We start from the raw sequence: 14,861 nt of genomic DNA, 5'->3' as shown, positions 1-14,861 counted from the left end.
CAGGCAACGAAGCAAGGACACGACAGATGACCAAGAAGGAGGGCCCTGTCATGGGCGGAGATCGTCCCGGTCGCTCGGTGCGAGTGGCGATCGTCGGCGTTGGGAACTGCGCTGCATCCCTGGTGCAGGGCGTGCACTACTACTCCGACGCCGATCCGGACACCAAGGTGCCCGGGTTGATGCACGTCGCCTTCGGCGACTACCACGTCAGCGACGTGAAGTTCGCCGCCGCGTTCGACGTGGACGCCAAGAAGGTGGGTCGGGACCTCTCCGAGGCCATCGTCGCCAGCGAGAACAACACCATCAAGATCGCCGACGTGCCGCCGCTGGGCGTCACCGTGCAGCGCGGGCACACCCACGACGGTCTGGGCCGGTTCTACCGGGAGACCATCGAGGAGTCCGACGAGCAGCCGGTCGACGTGGTCCAGGCGCTGCGCGACGCCGAGGTCGACGTCCTGGTGTCCTACCTGCCGGTGGGTTCGGAGGAGGCCGACAAGTTCTACGCGCAGTGCGCGATCGACGCGGGCGTGGCCTTCGTCAACGCGCTGCCGGTGTTCATCGCCTCCGACCCGGAGTGGGCCGCCAAGTTCACCGAGGCCGGCGTGCCGATCGTCGGTGACGACATCAAGTCGCAGGTCGGCGCCACCATCACGCACCGCGTGCTGGCCAAGCTGTTCGAGGACCGGGGCGTGCACCTGGACCGCACGATGCAGCTCAACGTCGGCGGCAACATGGACTTCCTGAACATGAAGGAGCTGGAGCGCCTGGAGTCGAAGAAGACCTCCAAGACGCAGTCGGTGACGTCGCAGGTCGACCGCGACCTGGGCAAGCGCAACGTGCACATCGGTCCGTCGGACTACGTGCCGTGGCTGGACGACCGCAAGTGGGCCTACATCCGGCTGGAGGGGCGCGCCTTCGGCGACGTGCCGCTGAACCTGGAGTACAAGCTCGAGGTGTGGGACTCGCCGAACTCGGCGGGCATCATCATCGACGCGATCCGCGCGGCCAAGATCGCCAAGGACCGCGGCGTCGGCGGCCCGATCCTGTCGGCCTCGTCGTACTTTATGAAGTCGCCGCCGGAGCAGTACTCCGACTCCGACGCCTACCAGGCCGTCGAGGACTTCATCGCGGGCAACGCCGAGCGCTGACCGCCGGGATGCAGAAGCGGGGCACCCACCTCACCGTGGGTGCCCCGCTTCGTTCAGCAGGGGTTACTAGACCCACGCAGTACCTCCCTTCCGATCGGCGACCAAGCTGTTGAACCACCTCGGTGGTCAGGACCTCACCTTGGCCGTGAGCTGCTGTTCGGCACGGGCCAGGACCGAGTGGACCGAGGCGAGGCCGTCGGTGGTCACCCAGGAGACGCGCAGACCGGGGCGGACCCGCTTGCGGCCGACGCGCATCGGCCAGCCGGCCACCTCGCGCGCCTGAGCGGCGATCCGCTCGCCCGTTCCGCTGGGGTGCTCGGCGATCACCGCGAACTCGTCGCCGCCGTAGCGGGCGACGGTGTGCTCGTCGTTGAGGCCTTCGCGCAGCCGTCCGGCCAGGGTGGACAGCATCTCGTCACCGCGCTCGAAACCGTGCGTGGCGTTGAACTCGGCGAGCCGCTGCACGTCGATGAGCACCAGCGTCGACAGCGTGCCCCGCGAGCGGGAGCGGACCAGCGACTGCTCCAGGCGGTCCAGCAGCAGCACGCGGCCGGGCAGGCCGGTCAGCGGGTCAAGCAGGCCGGAGGAGTGCGACACGTCGGTGTGCACCGACTGCAGCAGCACCAGCACGCGCCTGCGACCCTGCACGGTGACCGCGTGGTAGTCGGCCCAGATGCGGCTCTGGGTGTGACCGCTGATGATGACCAGCGGGATGGACAGCGGGCAGCCCGCGCGCAGCACCTGCCCGGCCAGGTCGGCCCAATCGGGCATCGGCGAGCCGGTGTCGTCGCGGACCTGCCAGGCGTTCGGGCGGGTTCCGGTCAGCAGGTCGGCCTTGTCGAGCTGCATGAGCTCGGCGGCGACGTCGTTGGTGGCCAGCACCTGGCCGCGGTCGTCGGTCAGCAGCACCCCGACGTTCAGCCCGCTGACGAGTTCGTCCCACACCGGCGCCAACTGGGCTGCAGCCACGTCAAGGACACTCATTCGGCCCCCTCCCTCTCCACCAAACGGAGCAGTCCGCTCGAGCCTCCCCTTGTGATGGGGCGATTTTCAAGAGCGAAGCGACCACCCGTAATGGTGGATTCACGCTTTGCGCATAACCCAGCGTCAACGCTCTCGCCACTCCTTCCCCACGCGTCACCTCGATCAACGGAACTTGATCATTCGTGCAGGTGAAACTCGATCGGGACGGCCTCGTCGAAACGTCGCGAGCCCGGGAGCGATGGAGAGTGCGTCACGAACAGGCCTCGCCGGAAGCCGACCGTCCACCGGCGTCGAGGTCATCTCTACCCTTGAGGCAGCCGAGAGGATGGTGCATGCCGATGCCCGGAACTGCGGACCTGGGTCCGCTGGCCGAGCGAATGCGTGATCACAGGTCATTGCTGACCGTCATCGCGATCGCCGAGCTGATCGCCGTCGTGGTGGTCTCCACCGTCAACACCCACGACCACATCGACGGCGAGGTCTACCGGCAGGGAGCCCAAGCGCTGCTCGCCGGCCGCGACCTCTACCACAACCTGCCGCCCACCGAGTCCGGCCTGTTGCTGCCTTTCATCTACCCGCCGTTCGCCGCGATCGTGTTCGCGCCGCTGGCGCTGGTGCCCAAGGCGGTGTCCACCGCGGTGATCATGCTGGTCAGCCACCTCGCGCTGCTGGCCACGCTGTACGTGGTGCTGCGGGAATCGACGTTCCTGCAGGCGCACCGCGACAAGGTGCTGCTGGTGACCGCAGCCGTGCTGCCGATCGCCACGATCAGCGAGCCGGTGATGGAGACGATCACCTACGCGCAGATCAACATCGTGCTGATGGCGCTGGTCGTGGTGGACCTGCTGTGGCGGGTGGAGGGCACTAAGAAGCTGCCCTACCCGCGCGGACTGCTGATCGGCATCGCCGCGGGCATCAAGCTCACCCCGCTGGTGTTCCTGCTGCTGCCGCTGCTGCGCCGGGACTTCCGCACGATCGCGGTGGCGCTGCTGGGCTTCGTCGGCACCGCGCTGGTCGGTCTGCTGATCACCTTCGACAACGCCCGCCGGTTCTGGCTGCACGAGATGTTCGCCAACAGCCACGTCAACTTCGGGCCGAAGTTCACCGGTGACGCCTCGACCTACGCGGGCAACCAGTCGCTGAAGTCGCTGCTGTCGAAGCTGACCGCGCCGAACCTGACCGTCGTGCTGGGCGTGCTCGCGGTGATCGTGCTGGTCCTGGCGGTGCTGGGGATGATCAACGCGATCCGCCAGCGGGACCTGCCGACTGCCGTGGTGATCAACGGCGTGCTGGGACTGCTGCTCTCGCCCATCTCCTGGTCGCACCACTGGGTGTGGGCGATCCCCGGCCTGGTGCTGCTGGGCGGAGCCGCGTTCGTGCGGCGCGACTGGGCGATGCTGCTGATGACGGCGCTGATCGGCGGGTTCTTCATGATGGGCCCGCACTGGAAGATGCCGCAGGGCAAGGGCCTGGAGCTGACCTGGAACGTCTTCGAGCAGTTCGTCGGCAACTCCTACGTCTACTTCGGAGCGGCTTACCTCGTCTACAACGGCTACCTGTGGTGGCGCGAACGCGACCGCACCCCGGTGGACATCCCGAGAGCCGAGAAGCCCCCGGTGACGACCTGAGGATTGTTGACGGCCGTGCGGGTGGCGGAATCTGAGCGGCTCCGCCGCACGGATCGAGCAGCCCCTGGAAACCGAGAAGGCCCCCTCCGCGCGGAGAAGGCCTTCTCGGTTTCGCCGGTCAGATGCGGTTCATGACCACGGTCTCGGCGTTGTCGAAGCGGTGCATCAGCTCGGGGCTGATGGCCGGCATCGGCAGGGTGACGTCCGGGGCGCCCGTCGTGCCGGACAGCAGCGGCAGCTCGGACCGCGAGGCCACCATCGTCTGCGCCGGGAGCGCGGTGTCCTCCAGCGCGGCGGTGATCCGGTTCGGCGTGGGCGCTGAGGTATGGCCGTTCTGCAGCGCGTTGAGCTCGCCGAATCCCGGGATCGGCGCGGACAGGCCGGGCCCGCTGCGCTCGACCGTTCCGGGCGTCTTGGACAGCTCCAGCAGCGACAGCCCGTCCAGCAGCGGCACCTCGGTGACCGGGGCCTGCCGCTCGCCCGGCACGTCCAGCGGCACGAAGTCCACCGGCGCGGCCGGGGGAGCGGGCGGCTCGGCCAGGGCCGCGGACAGCACCAGCGGCGGCACGGTGTGCAGGTCGCTGCGCAGCCCGCCCACGTCGGCGGCGGTCAGGTCGACCGAGTCGGTGGCCAGCAGGCCGCCGGTCTCCACCGGCGCCTGTGCGCGGGAGGCCAGGGCACCCTCGTAGAGCTCCATGATCCCGTTGGCCGGGCCGAAGCCGTCGAAGTAGACGAGGTCGTCGTGCGGGATGACCAGTTCGGCGGTCTGCGGGCCGCTGTCCATCGCGGGGTCGCGGACCACGTCGCCGATCGACGCGGACCAGCTCAGCGAGCGGTGGAAGCCCTCGGCCGGGGTGACGGGTGCGGGCCCCTGCGGCGAGCGGCGCAGATCCAGCGGCTTGGCCGCGGACGGGTCCGCCGCCCAGCCGGCCAGCTGCAGCGGCGACTCCTGGAAGCGCAGCGCTGGGATCTCGCGGGTCAGCTCGTTGGCGGACTCGTCGAGGTCACGGCGTGACTCGACCACCGGGCTGTTGTGCTGCGCACCCTCGGTGAACAGGTCTCCGGCCAGGCAACGGCCCAGCGGAGCGGTGTCGTCGAGCGCAGGCGGGAACACCGACTCTCCCAACGGCATAGGACGCTGCGGGCAGGCGTCCCCGGCGGAAGCGACCCCCGTACCGACGGCCAGCATGCCACCAGTGACCAGCGCGGTCTGAACGCCGCGCTTCGCCCAAGTCTGCATGGATCTTCTCCTTAACCAGGCTCCCCGCGTTCCGGGGGAAAATCAACTTCGAGCGCCGCACCGTCATCGGAACTTGATCATGATCGGCCGGCGGTGGACTCAGATCGCGAAGTACCGGCTCGGCGGAATCGCCACGCTGCGAACCACGGCCGGTCAGCGGGTCAGTCAGGTGTCGCGCCGGGCTGCGGGGCGGGGACGCCGCGCAGCACCTCGTCGCGGCCGGGCGCGCACGCGTCCGGCCGGGCGCCGTCGGCCCTCGGGGCCGCCGGGTACCAGCCGGGCAGGCCGGTGCCCGGTTGCTGCCCGTCCGCCGTCTTGGCGCAGCCGGTCGAGGCGGGCAGCGTGGAGTTCCCCCGCGGGAACTCCGGTTCGGGGGTGTCGCCAGGGCTGGCCGGCGCGGAACGTCCGGTCACCCGGACCGGGCCGTCCACCTGCGGGGATGACGCGGACGGCTCGGGGGCCGGAACGGGGGTGTCCGCGACGGCTCGCGGAACGTCCGCCTGCCGGTCCGGCCCGGCGGCGGGTTCGGGGGACGTGGCGGGCTCGGTGCCCTGCGGTGTCCCGGCGGGTTCGGCGGTCTCCTCTTCGAGATCACCGGTGAGCAGGTGTCCGACCGGTTCGTCGGGCACCAGGGTGAGCGGGTCGACGCGGTCGAGCGGGAACGAAGCGGGGTCGACCTGGCCCAGCGAGGTGGCCGGGAGCTCGGCCGCATCGGCGAGCGCTGTGCCGTTCGCGAGCCCGGCGTCGTCGGTGAGCGCTGCGGCGTCGGCCAGCAGCGGCGCTTGGGTGAGCGGCGCGGGCTCCTCGGGTTCGGCCTCCGCGGGCTGGCCGATCAGCAGTGCCGAGGAGGTTCCGGCGACCGCCGTTCCGGCCAGGACCAGGGCACGACCGAGGAACCGCCGTGCGGCGGTCTGCGTCGTGCGGTCATGGACGGACATCGCGGTGCCAGAACCTCCTCGGCCTGCTGTGACTCCCCCACGGAGCTTCGTCCTCCCTCGCGTCGGGAACTCTGTCAAAACAAGGTCGACTTCCGTAAGCGCGCAGGAGCCGGTTCGCTACATCGTGTTACACCCCTCGACTTGCCGAACCCCCCGAACCGGACATCCACCCCACGCCCCGGCCCACCCGCCCGCAGCACCCGGATCACGGCGGTGATCAGACCCCGGGACCCGTGCAACCCCGGAATACCGGCGTAATCCGTGTGCCACCGGGCCGGGTCGTGGCGGGGTGCGCGTTGTGGGGATGCGGGTTGGTGATCGGCGATACGGTGGCGGGGTGAGCGAGCTGAAGATCAGCGGGCCGGACGACGCCTCGACCTCGATTCCCCGGGTGCTGCGGGTCACCGCCGCCGTGAGCTGGCGAATGCTGGTGATCGCCGCTGCCCTGTACGTGACGGGGATGATCATCACCCGGGTCTACGTGGTCGTGATCCCGGTGGCGATCGCACTGCTGCTGTCGGCGCTGCTGGCACCGCTGGTGTCCTGGCTGGCGCGACGCAACGTGCCCCGGGCGCTGGCCACGGCGATGGTGCTGATCGGCGGTCTCGCGGTGGTCGGCGGCGTGCTGACCTTCGTCGTCAACGCCTTCATCAACGGCTTCCCCGACCTGCAGCGCCAGGTCGTGGCCAGCCTCGAGGCGATGCGGCGGTGGCTGGCGGTGTCGCCGCTGCACCTCAACGACGACCAGATCGCCAACTACATCCAGCAGGCGCGCGACTGGCTGCAGTCCAACCAGGCCGTGCTGACCAGCGGCGCGCTGTCCACCGCGAGCACCTTCGGCAACCTGCTGACCGGGATCGTGCTGGCGCTGTTCACCCTCATCTACTTCCTGCACGACGGCCGCCGGGTGTGGCTGTTCCTGATCCGCCTGGCGCCGCGCCAGGTGCGCGAGAAGGTCGACCGCGCAGGCATCGCCGGGTTCACCTCGCTGGTCGGGTTCGTGCGCGCGACCGCGCTGGTCGCGGTGGTGGACGCGCTCGGCATCGGCCTGAGCCTGGTGATCCTCGGCGTCCCGCTGGCGATCCCGCTGGCGGCGCTGGTGTTCCTCGGCGGTTTCGTGCCGATCGTCGGCGCGGTGGCCTCGGGTGCGGTCGCGGTGCTGGTGGCGCTGGTGACCAAGGGCTGGGTCGTGGCAATGATCGTGGTCGGCATCGTGCTGGCCGTGCAGCAGCTGGAAGGCAACGTGCTGCAACCGCTGATCCTCGGCCGCGCCGTGCAGATCCACGCGCTGGGCGTGGTGCTGGCGATCAGCATCGGCGTGGTCGTCAACGGCATCGTCGGCGCGCTGCTGGCGATCCCGATGGTCGCGGTGCTCAACGCCGCGATCCGCGCGCTGGTCGCCGTCGAGGAGGAGATCCCGGACACCACCGGCCTCCCGCTCGAACCCGCGGAGGAGCCGTCGGAGGAACCCGAGGCGGAAGAACCCGAGGACGACGGGAAGAAGGACTGAGCGCCCTCAGGCGAGCGTGACGGCGTTGCGGCCCGCGGCCTTGGCCGCGAGCATCGCGGCGTCGGCGGCCACCAGGAGATCGGTCAGGTCGTAGGCGAAGCGGCCGGTGGCCGCCACCCCGATGCTCACCGTCAGCCCGCTGAGCTCCCGCTGCTCGCCGCGGATGTCGCGGGTGGCCACCATCAGGGCGGCGGTGGCCATCCGGATCCGGTCGGCGACCCGGTAGGCGGTGTCGCTCGGGGTCCCGGGCAGCAGCACCACGAACTCCTCGCCGCCGAAGCGGCCCGCCAGGTCCTCGCGGCGGATGTTGGCCCGCAGCATCTCGGCGAACGCCGACAGCACGGTGTCGCCGGCCAGGTGGCCGAGCTCGTCGTTGACCCGCTTGAAGTTGTCCAGGTCCAGCAGCAGCAGCGCGACCGGCTGCTGCCGTTGCCGGGCGCGCATCAGCTCGACGCGCGCGAGCCGTTCCCAGTGCGAGGAGTTGGCGAGACCGGTCTTGCCGTCGTTCTGCGCGGTCCGCCGCCACTGCGGCAGCTGGCTGGCGAGGTCCAGCAGGACCATCGGCGGACCGGCCAGCAGCGCGGACAGCGGAGCCGCCGACATCGCCACCGCGAGCAGCCCGCCGAGGCTCGCGGCCACGATCCCCAGCAGCACGTCGATCGGCTCGCCCAGCACCGCGGCGCGCGGAGCTTCCGGCGTGCGCAACCGGATTCCGCCCGCGACCACCGAAGCGCGCACCAGCAGCAGCACGACGCCGGCGGTGAAGAAGCCCACCGAGGACCACACCGGTTCCTGCCACCCGAGGACCAGCCGCGCCGCGAACGCGGCGAGGGTGGTGGCCGCGGTGGTGAACAGCCAGCGGTGCGGTTCCGGCCGGTCGTGCAGAACCCCGTGCAGCGTGGGCCCGAGCAGCAGCAGGACCAGCAGATTCGTTGGCAGCAGCAGGATTCCGGCGGCCAGGTAGACGATGTGCAGGGTCCAGGGGTTCCGCCGGATCTGCCTGCGGAGGTTGATCGACGCGGAGGTGATCACGATGGTCCCGCCGGCGGTCACCGCGAGCGCGCCGAAGTTCAGCAGGTCTTCGGCGTTCGGCCGACTCCCGGTCACGAACACCAGCACCACCAGGGCGAGCGCCAGCGCTTGGACCAGCAGGACGTACGCGATCGCAGCAGGGCGCATCCGCCACAGCGACCAATCCCCCATCGCTCACCTCCCGCCCGGAGCCTGGCACAGCGAGTCAGCCCCACGAAGCACAACGTGAAAACGTCGACGACGTTTCGCTCGGAACGCCCCCGACCGGGCGTCGCCGATCGGCGGATCGGAGCAGTGCGGCGGATATCGCTTTCCCTCACACGCGATTCCGCAACCGACTCCCCGTGCGGCAGGATGGTCGCCCGGGAGGAGTTCGAATTGACCGGTTCGCAAGCAGCGTCGCCGTCACCTCAGGTGGCCGACGGCCGCACTCCGCTGTGGCGGGGCCACAACGTCTTTCGCGTCGTGACGTTCCTCTACGCCGCGTTCTGGTTCGTCATGTCCTACCGCTCCTACGAGCGGCCGTGGCTGGCGGCGATCTGCATCTGCTGCATGGCGGTGTGGACCGGCCACACCGTCTGGCGCTACCGAATCCGTGCCGGGCGCACGAACCTCCTGGTGGCCACGGATGTCGTGGTGGTCAACGCGCTGTTCCTGCTCAACGAGTTCATCCTGACCGACGCGCAGATGAACTCCCCGGACCCCTCGGTGGTGACGGTCTGGCACTCCACCGGGGTCACCGCGGCCGCGGTGCAGTGGGGGATGAAGGGCGGTGTCGCGACGGGGATCGTCGCCGCCGCGGCCAACCTGCTGGTGCGCGGTCGCACCGGCTCGGACATGGCCCTGGACACGCTGCTGCTGGTCGGGGTGGGCCTGGTGATCGGGCTGAACTCGGACACCGCGCGCCGCTCCACCGAACGGCTCGCGAAGGCGCTGCGCGCCGAAGCCGCCACGGCGGAGCGGGAGCGGCTCGCCCGGTCCATCCACGACAGCGTGCTGCAGGTGCTGGCGCGGGTTCGCCGTCGCGGCGCGGAACTCGGTGGCGAGGCGGCCGAACTCGCCGAGCTGGCGGGGGAGCAGGAGATTAAGCTGCGCTCGCTGATCGCCACGAAGCCGGAGGCCACAGAGGACGGTGAGACCGACTTGGCGGCACGGCTGCAGGTGCTGCGCACCGCGCGGGTGCACGTGTCCGTGCCGGGCAACCCGGTGCGGCTGACCGAGCAGCTCAGCGCGGACCTGGCCGCGGTGGTCCGGGAGGCGCTGGCCAACGTCGACAAGCACGCCGGCGAGAAGGCGCAGGCGTGGGTGCTGCTGGAGGAGCTGCCGGACGAGATCGTGCTCAGCGTCCGCGACGACGGACCGGGCATCCCCGAGGGACGGCTGGACGAGGCCGCCGCCGAAGGGCGGATGGGGATTGCGAAATCCATCCGGGGTCGGGTCACCGCCCTGGGTGGGATGATCACCCTCGACACCGCGCCGGGCGAGGGAACCGAGTGGGAGGTGCGGGTCCCGCGCGTTCCCGAGCCCAAACGCCGCAGAGGAGGACAGCGATGAGCGAACCGCCGGTCACCGTGATGGTCGTCGACGACCACCCGATGTGGCGGGATGGCGTCGCCCGCGATTTGAACGAGCGCGGTTTCGACGTCCGCGCCACCGCGAGCGACGCCGGCTCGGCGCTGCGCATCGCGCAGGCGGTGACGCCGGACGTGGTGCTGATGGACCTCAACCTCGGCGACACCTCGGGCGTTCAGGCGACCCTGCAGATCACCCAGGAGATCCCGGGAACGCGGGTGCTGGTGCTGTCGGCCAGCGGCGAGCACGCCGACGTGCTGGAGGCGGTCAAGGCCGGTGCTTCGGGCTACCTGGTCAAGTCGGCCTCGGCGGAGGAGCTGGTGGACGCCGTCCGCCGCACCGCGGCGGGCGACGCGGTGTTCACGGCGGGACTGGCCGGTCTGGTGCTGGGCGAGTACCGCCGGATGGCGATCACACCGGACTCCGAGCACCAGGCCCCGCAGCTGACCGAGCGCGAGACCGAGGTGCTGCGGCTGGTTGCCAAGGGCATGACGGCCCGGCAGATCGCGAACAAGCTGGTGATCTCCCACCGCACGGTGGAGAACCACGTCCAGTCCACGCTGCGCAAGCTCCAGCTCCACAACCGGGTCGAACTCGCCCGCTACGCCATCGAGCACGGCCTCGACCAGGACGGCGACCCGGACACCGAAGAACCCTGACCCCGGGGCGAGAACCGCGGTGTTCGCGCTGACGAATCCTGCGGTTCTCGCCCCGGGTGCGGGAGCTGTCAGGTCAGGGTGGTCTTGGTGGTCTGCCTGGCGGCGGCTGCGGAGGGGGCTTCGAGGGCGGCTTCGGCGGCCTTGCGGAACGTGTTGTGCGGGTGCTGCGCCAGCGCGGCGCCGACGGCCTGGACGGCCGAGGCGTTCATCGACAGGCTCGTCACGCCCAGCCCGGCCAGCACCCCGGCGAGGTGCGGGTCGGAGGCGGCCTCGCCGCAGACACCTACCGATTTGTCGACATGTCGACCCGCCTGCCCGACCATCGCGATGAGCCGGAGCAGCGCGGGCTGCCACGGGTCGTTGAGCCCGGCGAGCGCCCCGACCATCCGATCGGCGGCGAAGACGTACTGGGCCAGGTCGTTGGTGCCGAGGCTGACGAAGTCCACGGCCTGCAGGATCTCGGCGGCCGACAGCGCGGCGGCCGGGACCTCGATCATCACGCCCACTCGATCGATTCCGCCGGCGCGAGCGCGCTCGGCGAACCACGCGGCTTCCTCCGCGGTGGCGACCATCGGCGCCATCACCGACACCTCGGCACCGGAGTCCTGGGCGGCACCGGCGATCGCTTCGAGCTGCGCGTCCAGCAGGTCGGGCCGGTCGAAGGCCACCCGCAGGCCGCGCACGCCCAGCGCCGGGTTCGGTTCGACGCCCATGTCGAGGAACGCCAGCGGCTTGTCGGCACCGGCGTCGAGGGTCCGCACGACCACGGGCTTGCCCGCGAAGGGCGCGAGGACCTCGGCGTAGGCGGAGCGCTGGGTGGCGACGTCGGGTTCGGCATCGGCGCCGAGGTAGCAGAACTCGGTGCGGAACAGCCCCACGCCCTGCGCGCCCGCTTCGACGGCGGTGGTCGAGTCGGTGGCGGATCCGACGTTGGCCAGGACCTTGACCGGCACGCCGTCGGAGGTCTGCCCGACACCGTTCCACTCGGCGTGCTCGGGCCGCTCGGCGACGCGCACGGTCAGGTCGTCGGAGAGCACGACCTCGCCTTCGTCGCCGTCGACGGTGGCACCGGTGCCGGCCGCGTCGAGCACGCCGCGGACCGCGACCACGGCCGGGATGCCCAGCGCGCGGGCGAGGATCGCGGTGTGGCTGGTGGGGCCGCCCTCCTCGGTGACCAGCGCGAGCACCAGCTGCGGGTCGAGGTCGGCGGTGTCGGCGGGCGCGAGGTCGCGCGCGAGGAGCACGCTCGGCGCGGCGAGCTCGGGAACGCCGGGCGGGGTGACGCCTTCGATCTCGGCGATGATCCGGTCCCGCACGTCGTGCACGTCGCGGGCGCGTTCGGCCATGTAGCCACCGGCGGCGCGCAGCGCGTCGGCGAAGCCGTTGGCGGCTTCGTGGACAGCGCGGACGGCGGGCAGCGACCGGGTCGCCACGAGCTGTTCCGCCTGCGAGATCAGGGCCGGGTCCATCGCCATCGCCGCGGTGGTCTCGAGCACGGCCTTGGCATCACCGCCGACCCTGGCGGCGCGCTGGAACAGCCCCTCGGCGACCGCGTCGGCGGCGGGGCGGATCCGTGCGGCCTCGGCGACCAGGTCGTCCGGGGTGGGCGTGGCGGCGGGCTCGGGCAGCGGGTCGGCGACCCGGACGATCGGCCCGGCGGCGCGGCCGGAGCTGACTCCGACACCAGTCAAACGCGACATGGTCTAGACCATACCTTTCCCAGTTGCTCAGCAGAAGCGCGCGGCGCGGATACGATACGCACCACAACACCCCGCTCCGACCAGCGTAGGGACGTGTTCGGCAGTTGGCTTGATCGTGTGGGCCGATGGGCACGCAGAGTTCCCACCGTGGATTCCTACGTCACCCGAATGCAGCAGCGGGTGACATTACTCATAGGTAACAACTGAGTAGCCGTACGGATCCGGCTCGCACCCCTGAAATCGCAGGCTATGGGCATGGCATTCACCGCGACGCTCACCGATCCGACACTCGACATGGACTGGTTCGCCGAACAGCTGGCCGCCGTCGTGACCTTCTTCGCGGCCCAGCCCAAGCCGGCGGACGACGAACCCGAACCCCGCTCCGAGATCTCCGGCCGGACGGATCCCGTTCCGGGAGAGCCGGTCGACACCAGCCACCACGACGAGTCCCGGTCCCCGGTCGCTTCGGCCGGGGCGGGCCGCAAACGCGAGCCGCGAAAAGGCCGGAAAAGATCGAACGAAAAACGCGACTAGCGCCCCGACCAGGGGAAACACCCTGGAATCAAATATGAATGTGCTCTCAGACACAAATGATTATTCCACCTTTGATCCACCGTTCGAGCGAATTCCGGTGTCAAGGTGGATCTTTTCCAGGGACGTTGCCGTCAAACTGAACGGGTTGCCGCTCGTCGGTATTCGCGCCATCGACGATCGCAACCTGCTGTGGGCCGGCCGCAACGCCCCCCGTGCGGTCGGCCCACGGCGCTGCTTCAGGCGGGGAGCAGGTGCGGAGCGTGCTCGGCCACCGCGGACAGGACTTCACCGGTCGACGGGTTGACCGCCTTCCAGTCCCCGATGACCACGGTCGGCACGGTCTCGTTGCCGTCGGCGATGGAGCGCACGACGTCCGCCGCTTCCGGGTCCTGCCAGATGTCGACCTCGTTGAACGCCAGGCCCGAGCGCTGCAGACCGGCGCGCAGCGACATGCAGAACGGGCAGCCCGGCCTGCTGTACACGGTGACTTTTTCGGCGGACATCCGACCTCCAGGTTCGCCCACGGCTCTCTCCTGAGAGCTTGAACAATCGCGACGGCGAATTCATTCGCACGAGACGCAGCTCATGTCGTCCACACAGGACGCCTTGGAGGCCGGTGGTGACGCCCGTTACGGTCTGACCGACGTCCCACGAGGCGGGGGCGCCTCGCTGATCGAGGGGTAGAGGACATGACCGAGCTGTCTCCGCGCGAACGGGCGCGGGCTGCCACCGAGCAGGACATCCGGCGGCACGCGCGGATGCTGCTGGTGGAGCACGGCAGCGACGCGGTGACGCTGCGCGCGATCGCTCGCGAGCTGGGCATCACCGCGCCCGCCCTCTACCGCTACTACTCCTCCCGCGAGGACCTGCTGCGGCAGCTGTGCGACGACATCTGCGCGGACCTCTCCGTCGAGCTCTCCGCAGCGTTCGACCCGGCGAGCGAGCGCTTCCTGGACCGCACGTTCGCGGTGTGCCGCCGGTTCCGCTCCTGGGCGCTGGCGCACCCGAAGGAGTTCGCGCTGGTCTTCGCCACGCCGAAGGACCGCTCCCGGCAGCCGGACCGGTTCGCCGGCGTGTTCCTGGGCATCGTCGCCCCGATGATCTCGGAGAACCCCAACGCGGACGAGAAGGTCAAGGCCCCGGTCGACCTGCCGGACCTGTCGGTGCAGCAGAAGTCGCTGGCCGAGGCCTTCTCGCACGAGGGGATCGACATGCCCCCGGGAGCCCTGGACGCCGAAGCGGTCTACTTCCTGATGCGCTGGTGGGTGCGCCTCTACGGGCACATCGCGCTGGAGGTCTTCGGCCGCTTCCCGTTCGAGGTGTTCCACGCCGACCAGCTCTTCGACGCGGCTCTGCAGGAGCTGGCGGAGGAGAGCGGGCTGACCTGAGCTGACTCAGTGTGGTCGGAACGCGTCGGGGTCCAGCCGGACCTGCACTCGCGGGTGAACGACGTCAGCCACGTGCTCGACGATCTTGCGGTGCGCGCCGACGTAGGGCGGCGGCTCGGTCCTCGCGCGCAGCCGAGCGGGCCCGAGGTGCCTCTCCGCGCGCAGCACTTCCCTGAAGAACACTGCGAATTCGGAGTTCAGGGCGGACCGAGCGATGAGCGAGTCGCGCAGCGCCCACACCGTCAGCGCACCCGGTCCGGACCCGGCGTGCTGGCCGTGGCCACCGCGCAGCGGGAAGGTCAGCAGGAAAACCGCCGTCACGAGGAGTGTTCCCACCGCGAAGAGCAACCCGGGTGAGAGCACCGGAAGCGTGAATACCTGAATCATGTTGTCATACCTCCACTTTCATTGGTCCGATGTGGAGAGACTAGCGGCACGACGGTGGCGCCCGGCAGCGGCTTCCCGGCTGCGGTGCGACGTCTGGTCCTGGAGAGCTCGGCGCTGGGGCGGCCTTCGCCGGATTTGCCC

14 protein-coding genes are annotated in these 14,861 nt (G+C 70.3%); 7 read left to right on the top strand and 7 right to left on the bottom strand.

The genetic code is table 11. From position 1 onward, the window contains the following. The first annotated feature begins 26 nt into the window (after positions 1–26). On the top strand, positions 27–1,148 hold the full coding sequence (locus R4I43_RS25465; protein ID WP_407691310.1) for an inositol-3-phosphate synthase: 1,122 nt from the start codon (positions 27–29) through the stop codon (positions 1,146–1,148). Positions 1,149–1,274: 126 nt separating this feature from the next. Here R4I43_RS25465 and R4I43_RS25460 read toward each other — a convergent pair whose 3' ends face one another. Next, positions 1,275–2,132: a sensor domain-containing diguanylate cyclase gene (locus R4I43_RS25460; RefSeq protein ID WP_324268224.1), complete on the bottom strand. Its 858-nt coding sequence runs from the start codon at positions 2,130–2,132 to the stop codon at positions 1,275–1,277. A 338-nt stretch (positions 2,133–2,470) separates the two neighbouring features. Here R4I43_RS25460 and R4I43_RS25455 point away from each other — a divergent pair, with 338 nt between their 5' ends. Further along, positions 2,471–3,760 (top strand): glycosyltransferase 87 family protein, encoded by a 1,290-nt coding sequence (locus R4I43_RS25455; RefSeq protein WP_324268223.1) that lies wholly within the window; start codon positions 2,471–2,473, stop codon positions 3,758–3,760. Between the two features lie 118 nt (positions 3,761–3,878). Here the strand turns inward: R4I43_RS25455 and R4I43_RS25450 are convergent, their stop codons facing one another. Both R4I43_RS25450 and R4I43_RS25445 read right to left on the bottom strand, forming a co-directional pair. After that, positions 3,879–5,000 (bottom strand): hypothetical protein, encoded by a 1,122-nt coding sequence (locus R4I43_RS25450; RefSeq protein ID WP_324268222.1) that lies wholly within the window; start codon positions 4,998–5,000, stop codon positions 3,879–3,881. A gap of 161 nt (positions 5,001–5,161) precedes the next feature. Next, the gene (locus R4I43_RS25445; protein WP_324268221.1) at positions 5,162–5,938 is read right to left on the bottom strand and encodes a hypothetical protein; all 777 of its coding nucleotides are present in this window, start codon (positions 5,936–5,938) and stop codon (positions 5,162–5,164) included. 337 nt (positions 5,939–6,275) lie between these two features. On the opposite strand from R4I43_RS25445, the gene R4I43_RS25440 reads away from it, so the two are divergent. Continuing rightward, complete coding sequence (locus R4I43_RS25440; RefSeq protein ID WP_324268220.1) at positions 6,276–7,448, top strand: AI-2E family transporter; 1,173 nt, start codon at positions 6,276–6,278, stop codon at positions 7,446–7,448. Between the two features lie 6 nt (positions 7,449–7,454). Here R4I43_RS25440 and R4I43_RS25435 read toward each other — a convergent pair whose 3' ends face one another. Further along, positions 7,455–8,651, bottom strand: a complete 1,197-nt coding sequence (locus tag R4I43_RS25435) for a GGDEF domain-containing protein (protein WP_324268219.1) — start codon at positions 8,649–8,651, stop codon at positions 7,455–7,457. Between the two features lie 207 nt (positions 8,652–8,858). Between R4I43_RS25435 and macS the strand changes: the two genes are divergently transcribed. Continuing rightward, a complete protein-coding gene (gene macS / locus R4I43_RS25430; RefSeq protein WP_324268218.1) occupies positions 8,859–10,034 on the top strand; it encodes a MacS family sensor histidine kinase in 1,176 nt (391 codons plus the stop codon). Next, entirely contained in the window at positions 10,031–10,711 is a 681-nt protein-coding gene (locus R4I43_RS25425; protein WP_324268217.1) for a response regulator transcription factor, read from the top strand. Before macS ends, R4I43_RS25425 begins: the two co-directional genes overlap by 4 nt. Before the next feature lie 68 nt (positions 10,712–10,779). On the opposite strand, the gene ptsP is transcribed toward R4I43_RS25425, so the two are convergent. Next, the gene (gene ptsP, locus R4I43_RS25420) at positions 10,780–12,411 is read right to left on the bottom strand and encodes a phosphoenolpyruvate--protein phosphotransferase (RefSeq protein WP_324268216.1); all 1,632 of its coding nucleotides are present in this window, start codon (positions 12,409–12,411) and stop codon (positions 10,780–10,782) included. A 255-nt stretch (positions 12,412–12,666) separates the two neighbouring features. Here ptsP and R4I43_RS25415 point away from each other — a divergent pair, with 255 nt between their 5' ends. After that, positions 12,667–12,945, top strand: coding sequence for a hypothetical protein (locus R4I43_RS25415; protein WP_324268215.1), 279 nt, complete (start codon positions 12,667–12,669; stop codon positions 12,943–12,945). Positions 12,946–13,181: 236 nt separating this feature from the next. Here R4I43_RS25415 and R4I43_RS25410 read toward each other — a convergent pair whose 3' ends face one another. After that, positions 13,182–13,448, bottom strand: a complete 267-nt coding sequence (locus R4I43_RS25410; RefSeq protein WP_324268214.1) for a glutaredoxin family protein — start codon at positions 13,446–13,448, stop codon at positions 13,182–13,184. A gap of 186 nt (positions 13,449–13,634) precedes the next feature. Here R4I43_RS25410 and R4I43_RS25405 point away from each other — a divergent pair, with 186 nt between their 5' ends. Then, complete coding sequence (locus R4I43_RS25405; RefSeq protein WP_324268213.1) at positions 13,635–14,333, top strand: TetR/AcrR family transcriptional regulator; 699 nt, start codon at positions 13,635–13,637, stop codon at positions 14,331–14,333. 6 nt (positions 14,334–14,339) lie between these two features. On the opposite strand, the gene R4I43_RS25400 is transcribed toward R4I43_RS25405, so the two are convergent. Continuing rightward, positions 14,340–14,720 (bottom strand): hypothetical protein, encoded by a 381-nt coding sequence (locus R4I43_RS25400; protein ID WP_324268212.1) that lies wholly within the window; start codon positions 14,718–14,720, stop codon positions 14,340–14,342. Positions 14,721–14,861: the final 141 nt, after the last annotated feature.

This window comes from Saccharopolyspora mangrovi (assembly GCF_035320975.1).
Taxonomy (GTDB): domain Bacteria; phylum Actinomycetota; class Actinomycetes; order Mycobacteriales; family Pseudonocardiaceae; genus Saccharopolyspora; species Saccharopolyspora mangrovi.
Note: the sequence above shows the minus strand (reverse complement) of the source record. Positions and strands in the feature narration are given on the sequence as shown.

What these genes read in the sequence shown, in the direction of transcription:
- R4I43_RS25445 (WP_324268221.1), bottom strand. Translation starts at nt 5,938, where the DNA reads ATGTCCGTCCATGACCGCACGACGCAGACCGCCGCACGGCGGTTCCTC.
- R4I43_RS25455 (WP_324268223.1), top strand. Translation starts at nt 2,471, where the DNA reads ATGCCCGGAACTGCGGACCTGGGTCCGCTGGCCGAGCGAATGCGTGAT.
- R4I43_RS25405 (WP_324268213.1), top strand. Translation starts at nt 13,635, where the DNA reads ATGACCGAGCTGTCTCCGCGCGAACGGGCGCGGGCTGCCACCGAGCAG.
- R4I43_RS25400 (WP_324268212.1), bottom strand. Translation starts at nt 14,720, where the DNA reads ATGATTCAGGTATTCACGCTTCCGGTGCTCTCACCCGGGTTGCTCTTC.
- R4I43_RS25450 (WP_324268222.1), bottom strand. Translation starts at nt 5,000, where the DNA reads ATGCAGACTTGGGCGAAGCGCGGCGTTCAGACCGCGCTGGTCACTGGT.
- R4I43_RS25410 (WP_324268214.1), bottom strand. Translation starts at nt 13,448, where the DNA reads ATGTCCGCCGAAAAAGTCACCGTGTACAGCAGGCCGGGCTGCCCGTTC.
- R4I43_RS25435 (WP_324268219.1), bottom strand. Translation starts at nt 8,651, where the DNA reads ATGGGGGATTGGTCGCTGTGGCGGATGCGCCCTGCTGCGATCGCGTAC.
- ptsP (WP_324268216.1), bottom strand. Translation starts at nt 12,411, where the DNA reads ATGTCGCGTTTGACTGGTGTCGGAGTCAGCTCCGGCCGCGCCGCCGGG.
- R4I43_RS25425 (WP_324268217.1), top strand. Translation starts at nt 10,031, where the DNA reads ATGAGCGAACCGCCGGTCACCGTGATGGTCGTCGACGACCACCCGATG.
- R4I43_RS25415 (WP_324268215.1), top strand. Translation starts at nt 12,667, where the DNA reads ATGGCATTCACCGCGACGCTCACCGATCCGACACTCGACATGGACTGG.
- R4I43_RS25460 (WP_324268224.1), bottom strand. Translation starts at nt 2,132, where the DNA reads ATGAGTGTCCTTGACGTGGCTGCAGCCCAGTTGGCGCCGGTGTGGGAC.
- R4I43_RS25465 (WP_407691310.1), top strand. Translation starts at nt 27, where the DNA reads ATGACCAAGAAGGAGGGCCCTGTCATGGGCGGAGATCGTCCCGGTCGC.